The organism is Sediminibacterium sp. (assembly GCF_019264485.1).
GTDB lineage: Bacteria > Bacteroidota > Bacteroidia > Chitinophagales > Chitinophagaceae > Sediminibacterium.
Window position 1 is genome coordinate 79923 of record NZ_JAHVAA010000012.1, and the last position, 23396, is coordinate 103318.

Consider the following 23396-nt stretch of genomic DNA (forward strand, 5'->3'; position numbering starts at 1 on the left):
TTATAGCAGTGAGTAGTGAGCAGTGAATAGTGAATAGTGAGTTTTTATTACTCACTGCTCACTACTGACTACTCACTACTAACCACTCATTCATTACAATATTTTTTTAGCTTCATAACTTAATGCTTCACTCACTATTTCATGGAGGCCCGATTTAGGATCCTGCATAAGGTATTCCAGTATGGCGCGATTGAGGGTGGAAGCAGGGGCCAGACTGGAAACAGTTGAACCTACCTGGTGTATAATTGACAAATTGTGTTCTTTCAGGTTACGGATGGCGTTCCATACTTCAGGTGAAACATAAATCTGCTGTGAAATATTATAGTCAAACTCATCTTTAATGTGCTTGCTCAGTAAAAATTGCATTTCACTGGCCGATACATCCGGATTCCCTAAACGGCTGATCAGGTTGGGTAAAGCAATACGGTCGGTGAGCAGGGCAAGTCGCTCATAAGCCTGTAACCTGAGTTGTACAGAACCCTTTTGATCCTGGTTTTCTTCCCGCTGGTTTTTTCTTTGCAGGTAGAAAAGATAGCCTGCAAATCCCGCAATCATCAAACCAATAACCACTGTTAACAACATCGTTGTATCTAACATTAAACTATATTTTGACAAATGTAATGCAGAAATACTTTCTCATACCCCAGGATATACTGCTGTGTTTAACAAGTATTTAACCAGCCAGTTAATCAAACCGATTGTTTTGGTTGAAAGTTTGCAGCTATTTCGAAAAAATACCATGAAATATCTTTTACAAATCTTTTTATACGGATGCTGTTTGATAAGCAGTTCTTATGGCCAGGAAAAGTCAAAAATACCTATGTCTATAGGCAAATTATCCACTTACAACCATATAATAGTATCCTACGATGAAGCAAGAGGGGGCATCTATGGTGCAAGCTTTTATTTAAACTTTAAAATTGAGGTAGATAATGTATACCATGATCAACTTGTTGATAGTTCGGGAAATTTTGTACAATTATTAACCCCAATCAGAGCCATTAATTATTTTTATCAATTGGGATGGGAGCTTAAGTTTTATGAAACAAGTCATATTGCCAGCAAACCCGGCAGAGAGAGAGATGACGCCATTGATTCATATAACAGAGTCGTATTAATTTTCAGGCAGAAAAAATAGGGTGCAGTTGTTTTCCGGGTATCGAAACCCGGGTAAAGAGTCAATATTCAAATCATTCGTAGATTTGTATGGATAAAACAGATGTATGAGTACAATTACCAGTACCCCCGTGAGTTTAACAGAAGGGGCCATCAATGAAATCCGCAGACTGATGGCTGAAGAAGGATTCGATCAGTCGCAGTTGCTCCGTGTAGGTGTTAAAGGCGGTGGCTGCAGCGGTATGACCTATATTTTAGGGTTTGATCAGCCAACAGAAGAAGATGAACGTTTTAATATTGAAGGAATACCCTGTATCATGAACAAGAGTCACCAATTATACCTCTACGGAATGGAAGTAGACTGGCAGGGCGGACTCAATAGCAGGGGTTTTACATTTAGTAATCCCAATGCCAGTAAAACCTGTGGTTGCGGTACTTCTTTTGCCGTTTAATTTTTTAAACTTTTGCATAAAAAAAACTCCTGAATAAATTCAGGAGTTTTTTTATGTCGGATTGTGACTATTTATTTTTTATCGTCAGCTGATTTCCCCAATGGTTTATTTTTTGCAAAATCTACCAGGATGGGTGCAGCTACAAAGATCGATGAGTAAGAACCGGTGAATACACCAATTAACATTGCAAAAGCAAAACCTCTTGTTACTTCACCGCCAAAAAAGAAGAGGATCAATAAGGTGAGGAATACGGTTACTGATGTCATGATGGTACGGCTCAATGTTTCATTGATCGCTTTATTGATAATGAAACTATTGCTTTGACCTCTGAGCAATGTACTGTCTTCACGAATACGGTCATACACAATCACCGTATCGTTCATGGAGAAACCAATTACCGTAAGTATCGCAGCAATAAAGTGCTGGTCAATTTCAAGCGGGAACGGAACAAAATTACGGGCATAGCTAAACACGATCAAGGTTACAAAAACGTCGTGCATCAGCGAGAAAATCGTACCCAGTGAATATCTCCAGTCGCGGAAACGGATGAAGATATATAAACAGATCACCAGCACTGCAAGGATGGTAGCTTTCGTAGCACCCGCTTTCAGGTCATCAGAGATCGTGGGCAATACCGTTTGTGAACTCTGTTTGTATTTGGTTTCAAAATCACGGAAAGAAAGTCCGGCAGGTAATTGTTTCTGTAAACCCGAAAACAATTTCTGCTCTACTTCTGCATCAACCGTATTACCTGTTTCTTTAATTTTATATGAAGTGGTAATATTTAACTGGCTATTGCTGTTTACGGTTTTGATGATCGGAGATTCGCCAAATGTTACTTTCAGCTGGTCACGTACTTCTTCTACATTTACCGGTTTGTCGAACTTGATGGTATAACTGCGACCACCTGAGAATTCAACACCCTGATCAAATCCGTTAAAGAAAGTAGAGATACCCAGTAAAAAAATGATGGCAGAAATTACATAAGCCACTTTTCTGTATTCAATAAATCTGAATGCAGCTTTCTGGAATATTTTCTTAGAAAGATCCGTAAAGTAATCGAAGTGACGGTTTTTATTGGTGTACCAGTCGGTAATCAGACGAGATACAAGGATACCGCAGAACAATGATAATAAAATACCAATGATCTGTGTGGTAGCAAAACCTAATACAGGGCCAAGACCAAAATAGGCCAGGATAATGGCTGTAAGCAAGGTCGTGATGTGACCATCCAGTACAGGTGCCAATGAACGCTTATATCCATCATTCACGGCTGCCTGGTAGCCTTTACCTTTTGTGAGCTCTTCCTTGATACGTTCAAAGATGATTACGTTGGTATCTACCGCCATACCAATCGTTAATACCAGACCGGCAATACCGGGTGCAGTTAAAGTAAAACCTAATGCACTCAGGATACCGATGGTGAACAACAGGTTAAGGATAAGGGCAATATTGGCCACCCAACCACCGGTATTGAAGTATACCAGCATCAGGATGAATATGACAAGGAATGAAATACCAAATGATAAAGCACCGCCTTTTACAGACTCACTACCCAGGGTAGGACCTACCTGCTGTTCCTGTACAATCTTGGCAGGAGCAGGCAGTTTACCGCTTTCAAGAATCTCAGAAAGATCCTGTGCTTCTTTGAGGGTATAGCTACCGCTGATTTGTGAATTACCGGTTGTAATCGGATCGTTTACATTGGGAGCGGAATACACAAAATTATCCAGTACAATAGCAATGGGTTTGCCCACATTACGGGTGGTCATCTTAGCCCAGATATTGCTACCTACTTTATCCATATTCATTTTGATGGCAATACGACCACGCTCATCAAAATCCTGTGAAGCACTTGAAATATGATCACCTTCCAGTTCAGCCTGACCATTATCGAGGGTCTTGATGGCATAAAAAGCAAGTATCTCTTTCATACTGGCATCAGAAGATTCTGTTTTGCCATACATGAATGCGAGGTTAGAAGGGAATTTAGCTTTTACAAAATCAAGTTTCAGGTAATCGTTTAAAGTACCAGTGTCTTTAGATTGTATATAACCCAGTGCAGCAGGGAAGATGGTTCTTCCTGAAGCCTGATCGGCATAAGGCTGTGAAAACTGAATCAGTCGTGCAATCGGATTCTGGTTCAGACTGTCTTTCGGAACAGTGGTTTTAGCCGCTGTGGTACCGCTTTTATTGATACCTGAAAGAGTCGCTGTTTTAGTAGTATCTGTTGCATCTGTTGCAGCAGTAGTTACTGAAGCTGCAGCAGCACTTGTATCTGTTGGCTGTGTACCATTCAGGTAATCCTGAACAGCTTTGTCGGCAGCTACCAATCCTTCCTGTAAATCGCGGCTCTCGAAAGTATACACTTCAAAGAACTGGAGGTTGGCGGTTGACTGCAAATAAGATCTTACGCGTTCTTTATCGTTTACACCTGCCAGTTCAATATTGATAATGCCTTTGGCAGGATCAGGGTTGATGGTAGGAGAAGCAACACCAAAACGGTCGATACGTGTACGGAGAATACGGAAAGTATTGTTGAAAGCAGCAGTAGCCTGTTCTTTCAGGTAATTACCTACTGCATCATCGGAGGCATCAAACTTTACTTTACCGCCACTACGGGTGGCAAAGAATGGAGCCAGGTTACCGGATGGATTCAGTTTCTTGTATTCTTCACGGAAAAGTGTAATCAGATCGGCACCACTGTTGGCTTTACGGGCCACGGCAGCTTCAAGTGCTTTGTTGAATACAGCATCCTTACTATAATTGGCCAGTGATTTGATCAGACCATCGAGTCCTACTTCCATGGTTACACTCATACCGCCCTGCAGGTCAAGACCCAGCATCAGCTCTTTTTCTTTAGCGCTGCGGTAAGTAGTTAATCCAAAAGCCAGTTTGGTTTCCTTGGTACTATCCAGTAAACGCTGTAGACGGTCTTTCTTTACTTCGGCAAGACTATCGGCATAAATGGCCTGGAGTTCTTTGTTACCTGGATATTTCTCTTCCGGTTTAGGGAAGCGTAAGATCCAGGCCTGGGCCTTTTCATCCATGGCTTTCTCATGGCTGCGAACAAACCAGGTAAAAGATAACTGGTAGAGGCAGATTAAAATCAGGGCAATCGCAAAAAATCGCACTAAACCTTTCAGTTGCATATTAGTAAGGGTTTACAAAAAATTTTAGAGCGGCAAAGATAGGGGAATGGTAATGAAATTTACCAGTTCCGCCAAGTTTGGCTTTTGGGGATTGAAAAAAGGGGTAAACACTTGTCAGACAAGCTTTGGCGCAAGTTGTAATAGCCTGTTTACCCTGTCTTATGCACAGATGTTATAAAAAAGCCCCGGCATTGATACGGAACCGGTTTATTTAACATCTGTCAGTGTTACATCAAAAAACAAGGGGCTATTGGGCGGGATGGAACCCGATCCCGTACAGCTATATGCCAAAGCAGACGGGATGACCATTAATATACGACCACCTTTCTGGATCAGGGGGATGCCAATCTTCCAGCCTTCAATTACGCCACCAAGCGAAAAACTGATGGGGTTGGCTGTAGCATCGAAAGTTGTACCATTTAATAATTTACCTGTATAAACAGTAGATACTGTATTATTCACTGTTGGAGTCATGCCAGAACCCTGGGTGATAATCTGGTAGAGAATACCACTGGAGTGTTCCGTATAATTAATACCATTAGCCGTACAATACGCTATCATATCAACTTTCTCCGATGCCGGAGTTTTGGGCTGACAACCTGATTCCTGTTTGCCACAGGAAAGGAAAAGGGAAGAAACTACAACACTCACTAATAACAAGGTTCTTTTCATGTGTTTATTTTCATTGATTTTGGCCACATGGAATTCGCCGATAAATATTGTTCATTATTTCAACATTTGTCTTGGCTCATTTCATGGATAAATTCATCTGTTTGCGTATTAGACCATTTTTTAGCCCGTGGGGCTGCTTATCTGTTATTTTTTTCATGTGATTTTTTTCTGGCCAGCAATTCCCGGTAACGCTGTTCATTGGTTTCCCAGCGAAACTTACGGTACATAAAAGCCATAAAAAAGGAAATACCCAGTATGGCCAGTAAAAAGACCACAGAACTGAGTCTGGAATTGGCCACCATATTGGCCCTTTCATACCAGCCTGAAAAAACCACGGCAATCAGACTGATGCCCAGTACAAAACCGGCCGATAAACCGATCATAAAGGGTCGGGTACTGTGCTTTTGCTGTACACTGTTTTTTTCCCAGAACTGAATAAAAGCTTCTTCTTCCTTGGTTAACATGCCGCAAATGTAAGTGAGCTATGTAAATATTACATGAATGCTGTTTGGATAAAAGGTAACTATTCCCCAATAAGCAGTCTTTATCTTTTGCGTTTTATGATAGCGCTAACATCCATTTATAACAAATCGGGCGATACATGGAAACAGGGCTTTAATTTCGTGGCTAAATCGGCCATATTAGTGAAGCAACTTTCCTCAGTCAATAAATATTTCTGGAAATACAGGCATCGGTTCTTCCTGGGTATTTTTTTTGTATTACTCTCCAACTATATTGCCGTACTGGCCCCGCAGATCACTGGCTATGTGGTGAACGCTGTACAGCAACAACTACCGGGTGCAAAAGCAGCCAGTGGCAGACCGGTTAATGACGGACTGGTTACCGCATTTATACAATGGGTAAGTCATGCACAATTCAGTTTTACCTGGCTGGTAGCTGTTTGCAGCATCACCATATTAGTATTAGCCGTTCTGAGAGGTATTCTTATGTTTTTTATGCGACAGACCATTATCGTCATGAGCAGGCATATTGAATACGATCAGAAAAATGAAATTTTTAATCATTATCAGTTACTCGATACCGGTTTTTATAAAACACATAGTACCGGCGATCTGATGAGCAGGATGACAGAAGATGTAAGCCGTGTAAGAATGTATACCGGACCCGCAGTCATGTACCTCATTAACCTCATCAGTCTGATTGGTTTTTGTGTGGTTAATATGTTACGGAAAGATGCCATGCTTACTTTATATGTATTGGCTCCTCTGCCCATATTGGCCATTACTATTTACTGGGTGAATAGTATTATCAACAGAAAAAGCGAGCGAATACAGGCTTTACTCTCCAACCTTACCACCAATGCCCAGGAATCATATTCCGGTATCAGGGTGATCAAATCTTTTGTACAGGAGAAGGCAATGATGGGCTTTTTTGAGAAAAATAGCGAATCCTATAAGAAAAATGCTATTAGTTTGGCCAAAGTGGAAGCTATTTACTTTCCCAGCATGGCACTCATGATTGGACTGAGTACACTGGTTACCATTTTTGTAGGGGGTATGCAAGCCTTAGCAGACCCTACAAGGGTGGGTTTGGTGGTTGAATTTGTGATTTATATTAACATGCTCACTTTTCCTGTGAGTGCCATTGGCTGGACAGCCAGTATGATTCAACGTGCTGCCGCTTCACAGAAAAGGCTGAATGAGTTTTTACAGACTCAACCTGTTATCAGAGACGAAGAGGGGATTAAGGAAGAAAAAGTGAGCGGAGATATCGTCTTTAATAAAGTTTCCTTTACCTACCCGCATACAGGCATACAGGCCATCCGCGATCTTGATTTAACTATCCGGAAAGGAGAGAAGGTATTGGTATTGGGAAAAACAGGAAGCGGGAAAAGTACATTGGCGCAATTACTGCTTCGTTTCTATAATCCTACCGATGGTACTATAGCAATCGGCGGAATGCCCATACAGCAAATGCCCTTACATATACTAAGATCGCAGATCAGTTATGTACAGCAGGATGTATTCCTGTTCAGCGATAGTGTAAAAGACAATATTGGCTTTGGATTACCAGAGCCCGCCACAACAGCTATGGTGGAAGAAGCTGCCGGTTTTGCAAGTGTTCACAAGGAAATACTTAAATTCAGCAAAGGCTACGACACGATGATAGGTGAGAGGGGTGTTACTTTAAGTGGCGGACAAAAACAAAGGATATCGATTGCAAGGGCCCTCATTAAAAACCCGGAGATCATAGTGTTCGACGACTGTTTGAGTGCAGTGGATGCCAAAACTGAATTCGAAATCATCAGTAATCTTTATCGGTTCCTGCACGATAAAACAGCCATCATCATTACACACCGAATTTTTTCCAGCTTCAAATTCGATAAGATTATTGTACTCGATAATGGTAAACTAAGTGAAACAGGTACCCATGATGAACTGATGATAAAGAATGGGTATTATGCAGAACTGTACAGACTTCAGTTAACAGATATAAAGGAAGACGCTCAGAAAGAACAGCTACTGACCGACCAATAAACAAAGGATTCCTTTATTATTCAACGTTTTTAAAAATCTGAGGAATACCTCTAAATATCATAACCTGCCAAAGTCTTGTGCCTTGCAGCTTGTAGCCTGATACTCCCTTCTTTCATTTAGTTTTCAGAAAATTTTGGTAATTCCGAAACATCCCTATATTTGTCAGGCATAAAATCAGAAAACCAAAAAACAACAACTGTGGCGTACGAGAACAACGACAAGAAAATGGAAAGTGTTTACAGCAAGCGAATCAGGGCTGGGAAAAGAAGAACCTATTTTTTTGATGTAAGAGCTACTCGTGGTAATGATTATTACCTCACTATTACAGAGAGCCGTAAGCGTTTTGATAACAATGGCTACGACAGACACAAAATTTTCCTGTACAAAGAAGATTTTAATAAGTTTATCAAGGCATTGGGAGAAGCGATTGATTATGTGAAGACAGATTTAATGCCCGATTTCGATTTCGACGCATTCAACCATGAATACGATGATGCAGAGGGTGGTGAAGGTCAGACCGACAGCTTTGTAGCTGCCGCTGAAACTGAAACCGAAACGGTAGAAGAAGAAGTAATTGCTGCTCCGGTAGCTGTTGCGCCAACTCCAATAACCGATGCTGCTGCTGCATCAACCACTGCTTCAGAAGAAGTAGACAAATGGTAACAACCAAAACCAACTGTAAAAGCCGGTCTTTTGACCGGCTTTTTTAATAAGTAATAAGGAACATGAAATAGGAAATCAGAAAGTATGTATCCTGTCTTCACTTTCTGATTTCTTATTCCTTCTTTATAATTTTCTAATCATCCAGATATCACATCCATTATGCCCGCTGTTGCCCATGGGGCCGGGGAGATAGGTAAAGCCAAATTTTTCATAGACACTGACTGCCTTCTTTAACTCAGGCATGGTTTCGAGGTAAATCTGCTGAAAGCCTTTTGCTTTCGCAGCTTCCATACACCTGTTAATCATAGACCTTCCAAGTCCTAAACCACGGGCAGCAGGAGAGAGGTACATTTTTACCAGTTCACAAGTACCTGCAGGCAAAGCGTCGGTAGGGTAAATACCTGCTCCGCCAATTAAAACACCGTCTTTTTCTGCTACAAAATATTCACTCAGTGGCGCTGCGAGGAATAATTCATACAAATGATCGGTACTATCGTCGTAATAAACAGTACCCGGTTTATTGGCACCAAATTCTGAAAGTGCATTTCTGATAATCAGGGCCATTGCCGCATTATCACGGGGTTCAATATGTCGCACAATAATCCCTTCCATCTTATCCTTTTCTGAATTGTTTATAGGCATTGATCAATCCGTTGGTAGAACTGTCGTGTGAACTGATATCGGCTTCAGAAGACAATTCAGGTAATACCCGATTGGCTAATTGTTTACCCAGTTCAACACCCCACTGATCAAAACTGAATATATTCCAGATAACACCCTGTACAAATATTTTATGCTCATACAAAGCAATGAGTTTTCCCAGGTTAAAGGGATTGATTTCTTTAACCAGGATAGAATTGGTTGGTTTATTACCATCAAATATTTTAAAGGGCGATAGCTTCTTAATATCCTCCTGACTTTTATCTTCCTTCATCAGTTCAATTTTCACTTCATTCTCCGACTTGCCATTCATCAGCGCTTCTGTTTGTGCAAAGAAATTAGACAATAATTTCTGGTGATGGTCGCCGATGGGGTTATGACTGATAGCGGGTGCAATAAAATCGCTGGGTACCAATGGGGTACCCTGGTGTAATAACTGGTAAAAAGCATGTTGCCCGTTTGTACCCGGCTCACCCCATATAACAGGGCCGGTACTGTAATTCACAGGGTTTCCGCTTCTGTCGATGCTTTTACCATTACTCTCCATATTTCCTTGCTGAAAATAAGCTGCAAAACGGTGCAGGTATTGGTCGTAGGGAAGAATGGCTTCGCTTTGTGCACCAAAAAAGTTGGTGTACCAGATACCAAGCAATGCCATCAGTACAGGAATATTCTTATCAAATTTTTCTTTCCTGAAATGTTCATCCGAAGCAGATGCTCCCTTTAATAATTGTTCAAAATGATCGTAGCCAATGGTTAAGGCAATCGACAAGCCAATAGCACTCCACAACGAATAACGACCGCCCACCCAATCCCAGAATTCAAACATATTTTTCTTATCAATACCAAATGCCGTTACTTCTTTTTCGTTGGTACTGAGTGCCACAAAATGTTTGGCAATATGTTTTTCATCCACTGCTTTTTCAAGAAACCATTCACGGGCCGTATGGGCATTGGTCATGGTTTCCTGTGTGGTAAAGGTTTTGGATGCAACCAGGAATAAAGTTTCCTCCGGCCGAACCAGCTTTAATACCTCACTGATATGTGTACCATCAATATTGCTCACAAAAAAAGTGTCGATCCCTTTTTTCCAGAAAGGTCTGAGGGCTTCGGTAACCATTACGGGACCAAGATCGCTGCCACCAATACCAATATTGACGATAAAGCGGATTTTTTTCCCGGTGTATCCTTTGTGTTTTCCGGAATGTACTTCTTCACAAAATGCTTTCATATGTGCCTGCACACGCTGCACATGGGGCATAATGTCTTTGCCATCTACCAGGATCGGGGTATCAGAAAAATTACGCAGGGCTGTATGTAATACAGAACGTTGTTCTGTTTCGTTGATTTTAATACCTGCAAACATTTCATGAATGGCTTCTTTTAATTTACAGTCTTCTGCTAACTGTAATAAGAGCTGCAGGGTTTTCTGGTTGATGATATTTTTAGAATAGTCAAACAGAATATCACCTAAGCGGATGGAGAATTTTTTAAACCGGTCAGGTTCTGCGGCAAACAGATCCCGCATATGCCGGCGGTTCATTTCTTCCTCATAATGTTTCTGTAACAGGAACCATGCCTGGGTATTCGTAGGGTTAATCTTCGGTAACATGTGCTTGCTTGCTCTTTTTATTTCATTTAATCCTGGCTTCTACTACAACCGTTCTAAAGGGCTTTCAAAACATTTAGGGTGTCCTGAATTTTGGCAGGAGTAATATCCAAATGCACCACCAGCCTGATCTGGATAGGAGATATGGCTATGGCAAGAATATTGGATCGTTGGAGAATGGTAACCAGATCGGGGGCTGTAAAGCGTCCCTTGACCTCAAAAATAATGATATTGGTTTCAACAGGGAGGATTTCTCCCACAAAATCTTTTTCTTTTAGTGCATCGGCCAGTATTTGCGCGTGCTCATGGTCTTCTTTCAATCTGGCTACCTGGTGCTCCAATGCATATAAACCTGCTGCAGCAATAAATCCCGCCTGTCGCATACCACCACCAAATACCTTACGGTAACGCCTTGCTTTTCGGATAAAATCTCCCGGACCAATCAATACACTTCCCACCGGCGCGCCCAAACCCTTGCTTAAACAAATGGAAATGGTATCAAACACTTCTCCATATTGCTTACAGGTTTCATTTTTTGCCACCAGGGCATTGAATAAACGCGCACCGTCGAGGTGGAGTTTCAAATTATTTTTTAAGCAAACTTCTTTAATAGATTCAATATCACTGAAATGATAACAACTGCCACCACCTCTGTTAGCCGTATTTTCCAGTGATACCAATGTACTTACTGGTTTGTGAACATCATCCGGGTTGATGGCTGACAAAACCTGCTCCGCAGTTATTCTCCCACGATCGCCATGCAGGAGGCGAACAGAACAACCTGAATTAAAAGCAATACCACCACCTTCATACTGGTACACATGCGAGAGGTGATCGCAGATCACTTCATCACCGGGTTGGGTATGGCATTTAATGGCAATCTGGTTGGTCATGGTACCGCTTGGACAAAACAGTGCAGCTTCTTTACCAAAAAGCGAAGCAGATAATTTTTCCAGTTGGTTAACCGTTGGGTCTTCGCTAAAAACATCATCACCAACAGGTGCCGAAAACATGGCTTCTAACATACCCGGGGTAGGTCTTGTAACAGTGTCGCTCCGAAAATCAATCATAAGGTTTCAAATATAAGGTCTTCAAAAGTGTGGGCTAAAAATGATTGCCCGTTCATCCAAATTATAACATAAATGACAAAATAATGTTGCAACTGTGATTTTTTCCTGTTTAACTTTACAGCCTCATTGTACAAATTACTATCTTTTGTATACTGTTGAACTCCTTGTGCTGCTGATATAACTGCCGGTTGCGTATAGCCATTCCAGAAAGCGAAAAGAAAAAATTATGATGTTATCAATCCGTTCCTCTTACAGGATATACTTATTACATGCCTGTATGTTGTTGAGCTTTTTCTGTGCTGCACAGTCTGATCCCGACAGCAGCTCCTTACATAATGCCTCTCTCGATCAGGTTATTCAATATGCGCTAAAGCACCAGCCTGTATTGAAACAGTCTGTTATTGATGAACAGATCGTGGAAACAACCCTGCGTAATAAACTCTCTGCCTGGTATCCGCAATTGAATTTTAATTACAGCCTCCAGCACAATTTTCAGGTACCTACCAATATTATCGGTGGTAATCCTATTCGTCTGGGCGTAAATAATACATCAAACGCACAGTTTACCTTATCGCAGCATATTTTCAACCGCGATGTATTACTGGCCAACAGGAGCAAAGAAGATGTAAGAACACAGGCCCGGCAAAATACAGGCATCAATAAAGTGGAAGTAGTAACCGGTGTATCAAAAGCTTTTTATGATGTACTGGCTACTTTGCAACAGATAAAAGTAGCAGATGAAAATATCATCCGTATACAGAACAGCCTGAAAGTGGCTACAAACCAATATAAAGCAGGTATTGCCGATAAAACCGATTATAAAAGAGCCACTATTTTACTAAACAACACCAAAGCTACAAGGGCCGCTAATCAATCGGTACTTGATGCTAAAATGAGCTACCTGAAAAACCTGATGGGTTACCCTGACAGTACTGCATTAAATATCAGTTACGATAGCCTGTTGCTGGAAAGAGAAATAATTCTTGATACCATTCAGCAACCCGATATAACCAAAAGACCTGAGTTTGGGTTTCTACAAACACAACAGAAATTATTAAATGCGAGTCTGCAATATGAGAAATGGGCATTTCTGCCACAGGTAAACCTGAACGGGGCCTATAACCTCAATTACCAGAATAACCAGTTTGGAAAATTGTACAGTAATAATTTCCCCAACTCTTTTGCCGCACTTACTCTTTCTTTTCCGATTGTGCAGGGTGGAAAACGAAAAGCCAATATTGACCAGGTGAACTGGCAGATCAAAAGAAATGCACTCGATATACTGCAGTTTAAACAAACAGTGAATACGCAATATGCTCAGGCATTGGCCGCCTATAAAAGCAGCTACAGCAATTACCTGGCACTGAAAGAAAACCTCGATCTGGCCAGAGAAGTGTACACGATCATTGACCTGCAGTATAAAGCCGGTGTAAAAACTTATCTCGAAGTAATTACAGCAGAAACCGATTTAAGGACTTCCCAAATCAATTATTACAATGCACTCTATCTGGTACTCGCCAGCAAAGTAGATGTAAAACGGGCATTGGGACAAATCAACTATTAATTCATTTCATTTAATTACATACTATGTTTTCCAATTACAAATCATACTGCATTCTCATACCTGCACTGCTCTTGGTAACAGCCTGTACCAATCAGCCCACTGTTACACAGCCAACTGCGCCGCCTGCTGTAGCTATAACGGTTGATACAGTGGAAGAAACAACTGCGGTTTACCATGATGAATATCCGGGTACGGTAGTAGCTTTAAACCAAACCGATCTCAGGGCACAGGTAAGCGGTTATATTACAGGTGTTTTTTTCAGGGATGGAGATCGCGTGCAGAAAGGGCAGAAATTATATGCGATCGATGCACAGGTGTATAATGCCAATTACCAACAGGCACAGGCCAATTTACAGGTACAGGAAACCAATCTTTTAAAGGCCCAGAAAGATGCAGACCGTTATCATGAACTGGATAAAAATGACGCCATTGCCAAACAGCAGGTTGATTATGCAGATGCAGCACTGGCCGCAGCCAAAAAACAGGTAGAAGCAGCCAGAGCGGCATTGAACAGTGTAAAAAGCAGCGTGAATTTTGCTACCATCTATGCGCCTTTTTCAGGAACCATCGGTATTTCACAAGTGAAAGAAGGAACGGCTGTTGTGGCTGGACAAACCATTTTAAATACCATCTCCACCAACGATCCGATTGCTGTTGATTTCGAAGTGAACCAGCAGGACCTGTATCGCTTTACACAATTACAACAACAAAAGCAGACCGATTCAACATTCACCCTTGCTTTTGGAAATGAGATCTATCCGTATACAGGGAAAATAAGCCTGATCGACAGGGCGGTAAATCCGCAGACAGGTACCATCAAAACCAGGCTAAGTTTTAACAATGCAAAAGATATGTTGAAACCGGGTATGACCACACTTGTAAGGGTATTGAATAAACAAAATAAAACTGCTGTCATCATTCCATATAAAGCCATTACCGAGCAACTGGGTGAGTTCTTTGTGTATGTGGTAACCGACAGCAGTACGGTGAACCAGCGAAAATTGAAACTCAGTAAACAGATTGGCAAAAATATTATTGTTACAGAAGGTCTCACAGCAGGAGAGAAGATTGCTGTAGAAGGTGTACAAAGCCTGCGCGAAGGAGCAAAAGTTACCATACCCGCCAAACAATAAAAGCATCCCTTAAAACAGAAAGAATGATTGCAGATATATTTATAAAAAGACCGGTTACTGCCATCGTGGTTTCGATTGTGATTGTATTGGTGGGACTTATCTCACTCAGTACATTACCCGTGGCCCAGTACCCGGATATTACACCACCTACTTTTGCCATCAGCGGTAACTATTTTGGTGCCGATGCACAAACAGTAGAGCAAACCACAACAACGGCTATTGAATCGCAGGTGAATGGAACACCGGGTATGACATTCATCAACAGTAACAGTACTGGAAGTGGGCAAAGCAGTATTACTGTTTCTTTTGAAGTAGGTACCAATATTGACCTGGCTACGCTTGATGTACAGAACCGGGTGGCTGTGGCAGAACCCAGTTTACCGGATGCAGTAAAACGACTTGGTTTAACCACCAGGAAAAGAAATCCGAGTATCATGATTGCGCTGGCCCTGTATTCGCCCAATGGCACGCATGATGCATTGTTCCTGGGTAACTATGCCAATATTTATTTGAAAGATGCGTTGCTTCGTGTAAAAGGTGTGGGAGATATTGTAGCGCGTGCCGATGATTTTGGTATGCGTATCTGGCTCGACCCTCAGAAACTCGCCGCACTATCACTTACCCCGGCCGATATTAATGCTGCACTCACAGAACAGAACCTACAGATTGCTGCGGGAACCGTGGGGGGTAATCCACAACCCGGCGTACAGGTATTTGAATACAGTGTACTCACCAACAGCCGGATCAATACCAAGGAACAGTTTGAAAAAATAATAGTCCGCACACAACCCGCCAGCGGTAGTATAGTCTACCTGAAAGATGTGGCACGTGTTGAATTGGGAAAATTTGATTATGCCACCAATGCATTCGTTAATGGTAAACCCTGTGCCTTTATTTTGATTTATCAGGCACCGGGTGCCAATGCACTCGATACTTATAATGGAGTGGTAGCTGCATTGGAAAACATGCGGAAAACATTTCCCAAAGATATCGATTACCTGATGCCGCTCGAGACTGCATCGGTAGTAAAAGTATCGATCAGTGAAGTACTGGATACATTGATGGAAGCATTGCTGTTAGTGGTATTTGTGGTCTTTCTGTTTCTTCAGAACTGGCGCGCCACATTGATTCCTGTGTTGGCTATTCCCGTTTCATTGATTGGTACTTTTATTTTCTTTATCCCATTTGGGTTTACCATCAACACGCTTACGCTGTTTGCTTTTGTACTCGCAATCGGTATTGTGGTAGATGATGCCATTGTAGTAGTGGAAGCAGTTCAGCACAATATTGATCATGGGAAAATGTCGCCGAAAGAAGCCACTAAAAAAGCCATGAAAGAAATTTCAGGTCCTGTTATTGCTATTGCATTGATATTGGCGGCTGTATTTATTCCTGTTGGATTTATTCCCGGCATCGTAGGAAGATTATACCAGCAGTTTGCCATTACCATTGCGGTATCGGTTTTAATTTCTGCATTCGTAGCACTTTCGCTAACTCCGGCACTTTGCAGTATCATGTTAAAACCCTCTAAAGAGGCAGATGCAAAGAAAAACTGGTTAGAACGTTTCTTTATCAGTTTTAATAAAGGTTTTGAACGGGTTACCAGAGGTTATGGAAGAAGTGTAGGCAAATGGATCAAAGCAACACCCTATGTATTGGTGATGATGGTTTGTTTATTTGCGGGCTTGTACCTGCTGTTCAAAAACAAACCATCAGGTTTTATACCCACCGAAGATGAGGGCCGTTTATTTGTAACGTATGAAATGCCCGAAGGTACATCCACCACCAGGAATATTGCCATGATGAAAGAACTACAGGCGCGTATTGTATCGATACCCGCGGTAAAAGTAGCAGGCGGACTGGCAGGATTGAATTTCATCAGTTTTTCTAACAAATCAAATACGGGCACCATATTTATCAGTCTCAAACCCTGGGATCAGCGTAAATCAAAAGAATTACAGGTACAAGGCGTAATAGCATCCATCCAGAAAAAAGTAGCAGATATTAAAGAAGCCAGGATATTGCCCATTTCACCACCTGCTATTCCGGGTCTGGGACAAACATCCGGATTTAGTTTTGTGTTACAGCAGACTACCAGTACCGATAGTATTCAGCAATTTGAAGCTGTGGCGCGGAAATTTATAGGTGCGTTGAATCAAAGACCCGAGATCGGATCAGCCTATACTTTTTTCTCCACCAAAACCCCCGGGTACAGGGTCGATGTTGATAAGGAAAAAGCAAAAAAATTAGGAGTCTCCATTGCAGAAGTCTATACAACCATCTCAACCTTATTGGGTAGCACTTATGTGAATGATTTTAATTTATATGGCCGCAACTTCAGGGTAGTGGCACAGGCAGATAGTAATTTCAGGTCATCCGTTGCACAATTATCTAATTACTATGTACGCAACAGTCAGGGTAGTATGATACCTGTTTCCTCATTGGTTACAACAACGGTTATCGAGAACCCTGCTTTGATTACCCATTTCAATTTATACAGATCTGTAGACATCAACGGCACGCCCAAACCCGGTTTCAGCAGCGGACAAGCAATTGAAGCCATCAAACAGGTAGCGGAGAAAGAATTACCTGCCGGTTATGGATATGAGTTTACCGGTATGAGTCGCGAAGAGATAAAAGCCGGCGGAAGCAGCACTTATATTTTTGCTATTTCAATTGTATTTGTGTTTCTTTTCCTCGCGGCGCTCTACGAAAGCTGGTCCATTCCATTCTCAGTATTGTTTGCTGTACCCATTGGCGCTTTCGGGTCGATACTGACGCTCACTTTCCTGCCATCTATCAGTAATAATATTTATGCCCAGATAGGTTTGATAACACTGATAGGGCTGGCGGCCAAAAATGCCATCCTCATTGTGGAATTTGCCAAAGAAAGGGTTGATAAAGGGGTAGAAGTGGTGCAAGCTACTTTACAGGCCGTAGAACTGCGTTTGAGACCCATTATCATGACTTCTTTTGCCTTTATTCTTGGGGTGCTGCCCCTGGTATTTGCAAGCGGGGCGGCGGCGGAGTCGAGGAAAACGATTGGGTGGACAGTATTTGGGGGTATGCTGGCAGCCACCACACTGGCCATTTTTGTGGTACCGGTGCTTTTTGTGCTGTTTACCAAAATAGCCTATGGCCGCAAACTGAGAAGGTTAAGAGAAGAGCATAAAACAGAAGAGGCTGTTGATCAATCGATTGCAGAGGGTAGAATCAGTTAAAGTGCAGGAAATTTTGCCCATTTATGTAAGTTTTTCCACAAAAACTGGCATATTCCGAGGCTGAGTCGTACTTTTGCACGCTTCTGAAAGCCGGTTTGCTGCTAAATTTTAACGAAACAGTTGACAGCTTTTATGCAACATTCAGGGTCTAATATTCGTTTATATAAATAGATAACAGCACAACATGAGGCAGCTCAAAATTGCAACACAGATTACCAATCGCGATTCTCAGGCCGTTGAGAAGTACTTACAGGAGATCTCTAAAATTCCGATGATCACACCTGAAGAGGAAACAACACTGGCTCAAAGAATCAAAATGGGTGATCAGCGAGCACTCGACAAACTGGTGCAGGCCAACTTACGTTTCGTGGTATCTGTTGCTAAGCAGTACCAACACCAGGGCCTATCTCTTAGCGATCTGATCAACGAGGGTAACCTCGGTTTGATAAAAGCAGCCCAGCGTTTCGATGAAACCAAGGGTTTTAAGTTCATCTCATACGCCGTATGGTGGATTCGCCAGTCTATCTTACAAGCGTTGGCAGAGCAGGGCAGATTAGTCCGCCTGCCTCAAAACAAAATTGGCACTTATAACAAAGCTAATAAAGCCTATATGGCTTTTGAACAGGAACATGAGCGCGAGCCTTCAACAGAAGAGCTGGCTGAAATCCTGGAAATGAGCGAAACCGAGATCAACAACATTTTCCAGAGCAACACCCGTCACACTTCACTCGATGCACCTGTGCACGAAGCAGAAGACGTGGCCATGGGCGACCTGTTGGAAGGTAGCGATGATACCGATGATGATGTGATGAAAGATTCACTGCGTGAAGAAATTCGCCGCGTACTCAAATCACTCAGCCCACGTGAAGCCGAAATCGTAAATGCGTATTTTGGTCTCGACGGTGAAAATGGAGTAACCATTGAGCAGATTGGCATGAAATACGATCTTACCAAAGAACGTATCCGCCAGATCAAAGAAAGGGCCATCAAACGTTTACAGAAAGCGCGTTACAGCAACGCACTGAAAGCGTACCTCGGTTAATTCAACCCAAAACTCACAAAAGCCTCCCGTAAAACCGGGGGGCTTTTTTATAACATTTTGATCACCCAATTTGGGATAAATTTGCACCATGAAACGATGGACAGGATTTTTGATGATCATTATTTTATTGACAGCCTGTGAAAGAGATATTTCAATAGTTCCCACCGCTTCTGCACCTAAATTAGTGGTGGATGCTGAAATAGAAAACAATCGTCCACCCTTTATTCTGTTGAGCCGCTCTCTTAATTTTTTCTCCAGCATCGATTCTGCAGAACTGGCCAATTCTTTTGTACACAATGCTACAGTAAGCATACAGGAAGGTAATACTGTTTATCCGATGAAAGAATTTGAACTGCGGGGAGCCAATGGTAACCGCATCTTTTATTATAGTAACGACCCGTTATATCCGCAACAACTGTTTGGGCAACAGGGCAGAAAATACAAACTCACGATTACAGTAGACGGGAAACTGTACACCAGCGAAACAGAAATACCCCTGCTCACCAAAACCATGGACTCACTCTGGTGGAAAAAAGCACCAAATAATGAGGATACGACCAAAGTGGTTTTAATGGGTCGTGTAACCGACCCACCGGGCCTGGGTAATTATATCCGGTATTTTACCAGTGTAAATAACCAGCCTTTTCTGCCTGGCGGAAACAGCGTGTTTGATGATAATATAATTGATGGTAAAACCTATGAGATACAGATTGATAAAGGCGTAAACAGGAATGAAGAAATTGAATTTGAAGAATATGGCTTTTTTAAAAGAGGAGACACGGCCACAGTAAAACTCTGTAATATTACAAAGCCTACTTATGATTTCTGGCGCACCTGGGAATTCAATTTTCAATCCATCGGAAACCCCTTTTCATCACCGGGTAAAGTCATTGGTAATATCAGCAATGGAGCATTGGGTGCGTTTTGTGGTTATGCCGCACAGTACCGCAGCCTGATTATCCCCAAATAAACCCTTATTGTGTAAAACGGAAAAGTATTAACTGCAAGGGTTATATAAATTTGTTCGTCTAAATAGTAAAACAACAAGTATGGCAAGTGAAGCAACAGAAAAAGTACATGTATTGATTATCGGTTCGGGTCCGGCTGGTTATACCGCAGCCATTTATGCTGCCCGTGCAAATATGAAACCAGTTTTATACCAGGGTATCCAACCCGGAGGTCAGCTCACCATCACCACAGAGGTAGAAAATTACCCCGGTTATCCGGAAGGAATTCAGGGTCCTGAAATGATGGTGCATTTTGAAAAACAGGCGGCCCGTATGGGCGCAGATATCAGGTATGGATTGGCTACCAAAGTAGATTTCAGCAAACAACCCTATCGTGTGGAAATTGATGAAGAAAAATGGATTGAAGCCGATTCAGTGATCATCAGTACCGGTGCATCAGCCAAATGGCTGGGACTGGAAAGCGAGCAGCGTTTGAATGGTTTTGGCGTAAGTGCCTGCGCCGTTTGCGATGGCTTTTTCTTTAAAGGAAAAGAAGTGGCCATCGTAGGAGCAGGAGATACGGCTGCTGAAGAAGCCTTGTATTTATCAAAACTCTGTACAAACGTACACATGTTCATCCGCCGCGATCAGATGCGCGCCAGTAAAGTAATGCAGGATCGCGTAATGAATGCACCCAATATAAAAGTGTACTGGAATACCGATACAGATGAAATACTGGGTGAGAAAAAAGTAGAAGCGGTACGTATAAAAAACAACCAGACCAATGAAACACAGGAAATACCCATCAGCGGTTTCTTTGTAGCCATTGGTCACCAGCCCAACAGCGATATTTTCAAAGGTTGGATTGATATGGATGAAACAGGCTATATAAAAACGGTACCCGGTACTACTAAAACCAATGTAGAAGGCGTATTTGCAGCAGGCGATGTACAGGATAAAAACTACCGCCAGGCCGTAACCGCCGCCGGCAGTGGCTGTATGGCCGCACTCGATGCAGAACGCTACCTTACTTCGAAAGGACTGGCTTGAGAAACAGCGAAACAGAGAAATATCGAATAAGGAACAGAGGAATCTGGAAGTGGTGATAGGCGTTTTTTCATTATAATATTTCTCCTTACTTTCTCATTCCTTATTTCTTATTCCTTATTTCATATTTTCCCCATGCTTTCAGTTCATCTCCATCAGTTACAAATACACGCATACCATGGGTTGTATGCGGAAGAGAAAGTGTTGGGGAATGATTTCCTCATTGACCTTACTGTTCAGTACCAGCCTGCCTCTTTACCCATAGAACAGATAGAAGAAACCATCAACTATGTTACCCTCTACGAACTGGTAAAAAAACATATGGCGATAGCCACTCCATTACTGGAAACAGTGGTCTCAAATATGGCCATGGATATTCTGGCACAATTTTCTCTGTCTGAAGAGGTACATATTTCTATCCGGAAAATGCATCCTCCGATTGCACAATTTACAGGTGCTACCGGCGTATCAATTTCCCTGAACCGAAAAGACCTATAGTCATGAAAAGAATCTTGCAATACAGTCTCTTTGTTTGTTTTTTGTTTTGCCATAACCTGTCTTCTGCTCAGGATATCAATATTCTCCTTAAAGAAGCCAGTAACCTGGAAAGGGTACAGAAAGACAATGAGGCGCTGGAAAAATACAAACAGGTGCTGGCCCTGGAACCAACCCACCTCAAAGCACTGGTACGTTCTGCAGAACTAAGCGCCTCCATCGGTGGAAAACTGAACGATAAAAACAGCAAACGGCTGTATTATGAAACCGCACTTGCGTATGCAAAAAGAGCCTGGCAGGCCGACAGTAATCAGGCTGATGCACCTTATGCCATGGCTATGGCATCGGGTAAAATGACGGATGTGGAAACGGAAAACAAACAGATTGTGGCTTATGTAAAAGACATCAAACACTATTCCGATAAAGCTTTATCAATAAACCCCGATCATGCCCGCGCCAATTATACCATGGGTAAATGGCATTATGAAATGGTCACTTTATCGGGATTAAAGAAAGCAGCCGTGAAATTATTGTACGGCGGACTACCTCCCAGCGATCTGGATAAAGCCATTCAATACATGGAGAAATGCAGAACACTGGATCCTTATTTTGTAGCCAATTATCTTGATCTGGCAAAAGCATACAAGGAAAGCCGTCAGCCTGCCAAAGCCATAGAAGTGTTGAATAAGCTCGTGAAATTACCCACGCGTACAGGAGATGATATTGCACTGAAAGCAGAGGGGGCTAAATTGTTAGAGTCGATGTTGTAATCTTTGATTGGGTGTTCGTAGAACTCCTTTGGAGACCTTTGATTTTTCGATTTATAAAAAGAAGGAATCAAGAAACGAAATATCTTTAATAGCGAATGAAACTCCGTTGGAGCCTTCAATAAAAATAAAACCATGTCATTACAGGAAATATTTACCACAGCTGTTGCCAACAGCAAAACATTAACAGAGAAACCCGATAATGAAACTTTACTGAAACTATACTCGCTTTATAAACAGGCAACAGAAGGTGACAATACCGGTGCTGCACCGGAAAATATGTTCGATTTTGTAGCCAAATTTAAACATGAAGCATGGGAGAAGTTAAAGGGGGTGAGTAAAGAAGATGCCATGCAGCAATACATAGACCTTGTGAACAAACTAAAGGGAGCTTAAAAATACCCCGCGAAATCTCTGTTGTCTCTCGTTCTCTGCGGTGAATGGTCAATGTAACTTCACCGCAGAGAACGAGAGGGAAGGAGTTTACACAGAGAGTAAGTTATTTTTTTCTTGGAATAATGTAGCCGAAACCTACCGATAAATCTCCCAATGCTCTTGCGCCGATTCCTGAAGTAAGATTGAATGAATTGGAACGAAAAGAGGGATTCTGCAATACCCCATTCACATAACCATCAAACTTGGTGGTACTATATCCCACACTGGCCAAATCAGGTAAGGATAAAGTTAATACCCAACGTTTATTGAGTTGATATAATAATCCTGCGCTAACTCCTGCGGATACCGTAAATCCTTTCGATCGGTTTTCTATCGTTGCTCCAGATTGTTCAACAGAAGAAGAAGTAAATCCCGTACTCAGATTAAACGGAAAATTGAGGTACAAAGATTTGGCAAGGGGTAATAATTTCGCACGGCTGAAAGCTAATCCGTAATTCAGCCCTGTACTTACATAGGCATTGGAAGGATTATTCAGATTGGTTTTTGAAACATTATGTGAAACATAAAAGCTAACAGTATTTCGTACCAGGTTTGAGCTAAATGTTGAGCCGGCAATACTCAGTAAAATTCCAGACCCTTTTGATCTGTCTGCCGGACTGCCCGTAGTAGCTTTGTAAGCACTTGAGTTTAATCCAAAACTACCACTTACTAAATGATCGCCTTTACTAAACTGAGCAAATGTAATAGTTGACATAAGCATACCACCAATCAGGAGTGTTGTTTTCATCATATAGTTTTTTGCATAGATAAATGAGTGAATAAAATAGCTGCGTGGCTTCAACTTAGTTTAACAAAGCTGATAAAAAAGGCTGTTAAAATGAAGAAGGATGAT

General features: G+C 41.9%; 21 protein-coding genes. 13 read left to right on the plus strand and 8 right to left on the minus strand.

What is annotated here, in order from left to right; all coding sequences use genetic code 11:
• Positions 1–93: 93 nt before the first annotated feature.
• The gene (locus KXJ59_RS09975; RefSeq protein ID WP_295204037.1) at positions 94–597 is read right to left on the minus strand and encodes a hypothetical protein; all 504 of its coding nucleotides are present in this window, start codon (positions 595–597) and stop codon (positions 94–96) included.
• Between the two features lie 223 nt (positions 598–820).
• Here KXJ59_RS09975 and KXJ59_RS09980 point away from each other — a divergent pair, with 223 nt between their 5' ends.
• The gene (locus KXJ59_RS09980; protein ID WP_295204039.1) at positions 821–1138 is read left to right on the plus strand and encodes a hypothetical protein; all 318 of its coding nucleotides are present in this window, start codon (positions 821–823) and stop codon (positions 1136–1138) included.
• An 85-nt stretch (positions 1139–1223) separates the two neighbouring features.
• A complete protein-coding gene (locus tag KXJ59_RS09985) occupies positions 1224–1568 on the plus strand; it encodes an iron-sulfur cluster assembly accessory protein (RefSeq protein ID WP_295204041.1) in 345 nt (114 codons plus the stop codon).
• Between the two features lie 71 nt (positions 1569–1639).
• Here KXJ59_RS09985 and secDF read toward each other — a convergent pair whose 3' ends face one another.
• The 3 genes from secDF to KXJ59_RS10000 all read right to left on the minus strand — a co-directional run bounded on the left by secDF (position 1640) and on the right by KXJ59_RS10000 (position 5856).
• Entirely contained in the window at positions 1640–4720 is a 3081-nt protein-coding gene (secDF, locus tag KXJ59_RS09990) for a protein translocase subunit SecDF (RefSeq protein WP_295204043.1), read from the minus strand.
• Positions 4721–4927: 207 nt separating this feature from the next.
• Complete coding sequence (locus tag KXJ59_RS09995) at positions 4928–5392, minus strand: FKBP-type peptidyl-prolyl cis-trans isomerase (RefSeq protein ID WP_295204045.1); 465 nt, start codon at positions 5390–5392, stop codon at positions 4928–4930.
• Positions 5393–5529: 137 nt separating this feature from the next.
• On the minus strand, positions 5530–5856 hold the full coding sequence (locus tag KXJ59_RS10000; protein ID WP_295204047.1) for a hypothetical protein: 327 nt from the start codon (positions 5854–5856) through the stop codon (positions 5530–5532).
• 96 nt (positions 5857–5952) lie between these two features.
• On the opposite strand from KXJ59_RS10000, the gene KXJ59_RS10005 reads away from it, so the two are divergent.
• Together KXJ59_RS10005 and KXJ59_RS10010 are read left to right on the plus strand one after the other, a co-directional pair.
• Positions 5953–7890: an ABC transporter ATP-binding protein gene (locus KXJ59_RS10005; protein ID WP_295204049.1), complete on the plus strand. Its 1938-nt coding sequence runs from the start codon at positions 5953–5955 to the stop codon at positions 7888–7890.
• A gap of 198 nt (positions 7891–8088) precedes the next feature.
• Complete coding sequence (locus tag KXJ59_RS10010; protein WP_295204052.1) at positions 8089–8553, plus strand: DUF3276 family protein; 465 nt, start codon at positions 8089–8091, stop codon at positions 8551–8553.
• 123 nt (positions 8554–8676) lie between these two features.
• Here the strand turns inward: KXJ59_RS10010 and KXJ59_RS10015 are convergent, their stop codons facing one another.
• The 3 genes from KXJ59_RS10015 to ltaE are packed head-to-tail and all read right to left on the minus strand — an operon-like array spanning position 8677 to position 11892.
• Positions 8677–9165: a GNAT family N-acetyltransferase gene (locus KXJ59_RS10015; RefSeq protein ID WP_295204054.1), complete on the minus strand. Its 489-nt coding sequence runs from the start codon at positions 9163–9165 to the stop codon at positions 8677–8679.
• 1 nt (position 9166) lies between these two features.
• The gene (gene pgi / locus KXJ59_RS10020) at positions 9167–10825 is read right to left on the minus strand and encodes a glucose-6-phosphate isomerase (RefSeq protein ID WP_295204056.1); all 1659 of its coding nucleotides are present in this window, start codon (positions 10823–10825) and stop codon (positions 9167–9169) included.
• A 53-nt stretch (positions 10826–10878) separates the two neighbouring features.
• Positions 10879–11892: a low-specificity L-threonine aldolase gene (gene ltaE, locus KXJ59_RS10025; RefSeq protein WP_295204058.1), complete on the minus strand. Its 1014-nt coding sequence runs from the start codon at positions 11890–11892 to the stop codon at positions 10879–10881.
• Positions 11893–12118: 226 nt separating this feature from the next.
• Between ltaE and KXJ59_RS10030 the strand changes: the two genes are divergently transcribed.
• The 9 genes from KXJ59_RS10030 (at position 12119) to KXJ59_RS10070 (ending at position 22504) form a co-directional block, all read left to right on the plus strand.
• The gene (locus tag KXJ59_RS10030) at positions 12119–13456 is read left to right on the plus strand and encodes a TolC family protein (RefSeq protein ID WP_295204060.1); all 1338 of its coding nucleotides are present in this window, start codon (positions 12119–12121) and stop codon (positions 13454–13456) included.
• 23 nt (positions 13457–13479) lie between these two features.
• Positions 13480–14589 carry an efflux RND transporter periplasmic adaptor subunit gene (locus KXJ59_RS10035; protein ID WP_295204063.1) on the plus strand — a complete coding sequence of 370 codons (1110 nt, stop codon included), beginning with the start codon at positions 13480–13482 and terminating at the stop codon, positions 14587–14589.
• A gap of 23 nt (positions 14590–14612) precedes the next feature.
• The gene (locus KXJ59_RS10040) at positions 14613–17810 is read left to right on the plus strand and encodes a multidrug efflux RND transporter permease subunit (RefSeq protein ID WP_295204065.1); all 3198 of its coding nucleotides are present in this window, start codon (positions 14613–14615) and stop codon (positions 17808–17810) included.
• A 184-nt stretch (positions 17811–17994) separates the two neighbouring features.
• The gene (locus tag KXJ59_RS10045) at positions 17995–18852 is read left to right on the plus strand and encodes an RNA polymerase sigma factor RpoD/SigA (RefSeq protein WP_026770093.1); all 858 of its coding nucleotides are present in this window, start codon (positions 17995–17997) and stop codon (positions 18850–18852) included.
• Between the two features lie 88 nt (positions 18853–18940).
• On the plus strand, positions 18941–19822 hold the full coding sequence (locus tag KXJ59_RS10050; protein WP_295204068.1) for a DUF4249 domain-containing protein: 882 nt from the start codon (positions 18941–18943) through the stop codon (positions 19820–19822).
• 79 nt (positions 19823–19901) lie between these two features.
• Entirely contained in the window at positions 19902–20849 is a 948-nt protein-coding gene (gene trxB, locus KXJ59_RS10055) for a thioredoxin-disulfide reductase (RefSeq protein ID WP_295204070.1), read from the plus strand.
• 132 nt (positions 20850–20981) lie between these two features.
• Positions 20982–21344, plus strand: a complete 363-nt coding sequence (folB, locus tag KXJ59_RS10060; RefSeq protein ID WP_295204073.1) for a dihydroneopterin aldolase — start codon at positions 20982–20984, stop codon at positions 21342–21344.
• Between the two features lie 2 nt (positions 21345–21346).
• Positions 21347–22111, plus strand: a complete 765-nt coding sequence (locus tag KXJ59_RS10065; RefSeq protein ID WP_295204076.1) for a tetratricopeptide repeat protein — start codon at positions 21347–21349, stop codon at positions 22109–22111.
• A gap of 132 nt (positions 22112–22243) precedes the next feature.
• Complete coding sequence (locus KXJ59_RS10070) at positions 22244–22504, plus strand: acyl-CoA-binding protein (RefSeq protein WP_295204079.1); 261 nt, start codon at positions 22244–22246, stop codon at positions 22502–22504.
• Positions 22505–22607: 103 nt separating this feature from the next.
• Here KXJ59_RS10070 and KXJ59_RS10075 read toward each other — a convergent pair whose 3' ends face one another.
• Positions 22608–23291 (minus strand): hypothetical protein, encoded by a 684-nt coding sequence (locus tag KXJ59_RS10075; protein WP_295204082.1) that lies wholly within the window; start codon positions 23289–23291, stop codon positions 22608–22610.
• Positions 23292–23396: the final 105 nt, after the last annotated feature.

Excerpts from the sequence above, each read along its gene's own strand:
- ltaE (WP_295204058.1), bottom strand. The coding sequence starts at position 11,892 with ATGATTGATTTTCGGAGCGACACTGTTACAAGACCTACCCCGGGTATG.
- KXJ59_RS10035 (WP_295204063.1), top strand. The coding sequence starts at position 13,480 with ATGTTTTCCAATTACAAATCATACTGCATTCTCATACCTGCACTGCTC.
- KXJ59_RS09980 (WP_295204039.1), top strand. The coding sequence starts at position 821 with ATGTCTATAGGCAAATTATCCACTTACAACCATATAATAGTATCCTAC.
- KXJ59_RS10070 (WP_295204079.1), top strand. The coding sequence starts at position 22,244 with ATGTCATTACAGGAAATATTTACCACAGCTGTTGCCAACAGCAAAACA.
- KXJ59_RS10030 (WP_295204060.1), top strand. The coding sequence starts at position 12,119 with ATGATGTTATCAATCCGTTCCTCTTACAGGATATACTTATTACATGCC.
- trxB (WP_295204070.1), top strand. The coding sequence starts at position 19,902 with ATGGCAAGTGAAGCAACAGAAAAAGTACATGTATTGATTATCGGTTCG.
- KXJ59_RS09985 (WP_295204041.1), top strand. The coding sequence starts at position 1,224 with ATGAGTACAATTACCAGTACCCCCGTGAGTTTAACAGAAGGGGCCATC.
- KXJ59_RS10000 (WP_295204047.1), bottom strand. The coding sequence starts at position 5,856 with ATGTTAACCAAGGAAGAAGAAGCTTTTATTCAGTTCTGGGAAAAAAAC.
- pgi (WP_295204056.1), bottom strand. The coding sequence starts at position 10,825 with ATGTTACCGAAGATTAACCCTACGAATACCCAGGCATGGTTCCTGTTA.
- KXJ59_RS09975 (WP_295204037.1), bottom strand. The coding sequence starts at position 597 with ATGTTAGATACAACGATGTTGTTAACAGTGGTTATTGGTTTGATGATT.
- KXJ59_RS10040 (WP_295204065.1), top strand. The coding sequence starts at position 14,613 with ATGATTGCAGATATATTTATAAAAAGACCGGTTACTGCCATCGTGGTT.
- secDF (WP_295204043.1), bottom strand. The coding sequence starts at position 4,720 with ATGCAACTGAAAGGTTTAGTGCGATTTTTTGCGATTGCCCTGATTTTA.
- KXJ59_RS10050 (WP_295204068.1), top strand. The coding sequence starts at position 18,941 with ATGAAACGATGGACAGGATTTTTGATGATCATTATTTTATTGACAGCC.
- KXJ59_RS10075 (WP_295204082.1), bottom strand. The coding sequence starts at position 23,291 with ATGAAAACAACACTCCTGATTGGTGGTATGCTTATGTCAACTATTACA.
- KXJ59_RS10045 (WP_026770093.1), top strand. The coding sequence starts at position 17,995 with ATGAGGCAGCTCAAAATTGCAACACAGATTACCAATCGCGATTCTCAG.
- KXJ59_RS10065 (WP_295204076.1), top strand. The coding sequence starts at position 21,347 with ATGAAAAGAATCTTGCAATACAGTCTCTTTGTTTGTTTTTTGTTTTGC.
- KXJ59_RS10005 (WP_295204049.1), top strand. The coding sequence starts at position 5,953 with ATGATAGCGCTAACATCCATTTATAACAAATCGGGCGATACATGGAAA.
- folB (WP_295204073.1), top strand. The coding sequence starts at position 20,982 with ATGCTTTCAGTTCATCTCCATCAGTTACAAATACACGCATACCATGGG.
- KXJ59_RS10015 (WP_295204054.1), bottom strand. The coding sequence starts at position 9,165 with ATGGAAGGGATTATTGTGCGACATATTGAACCCCGTGATAATGCGGCA.
- KXJ59_RS09995 (WP_295204045.1), bottom strand. The coding sequence starts at position 5,392 with ATGAAAAGAACCTTGTTATTAGTGAGTGTTGTAGTTTCTTCCCTTTTC.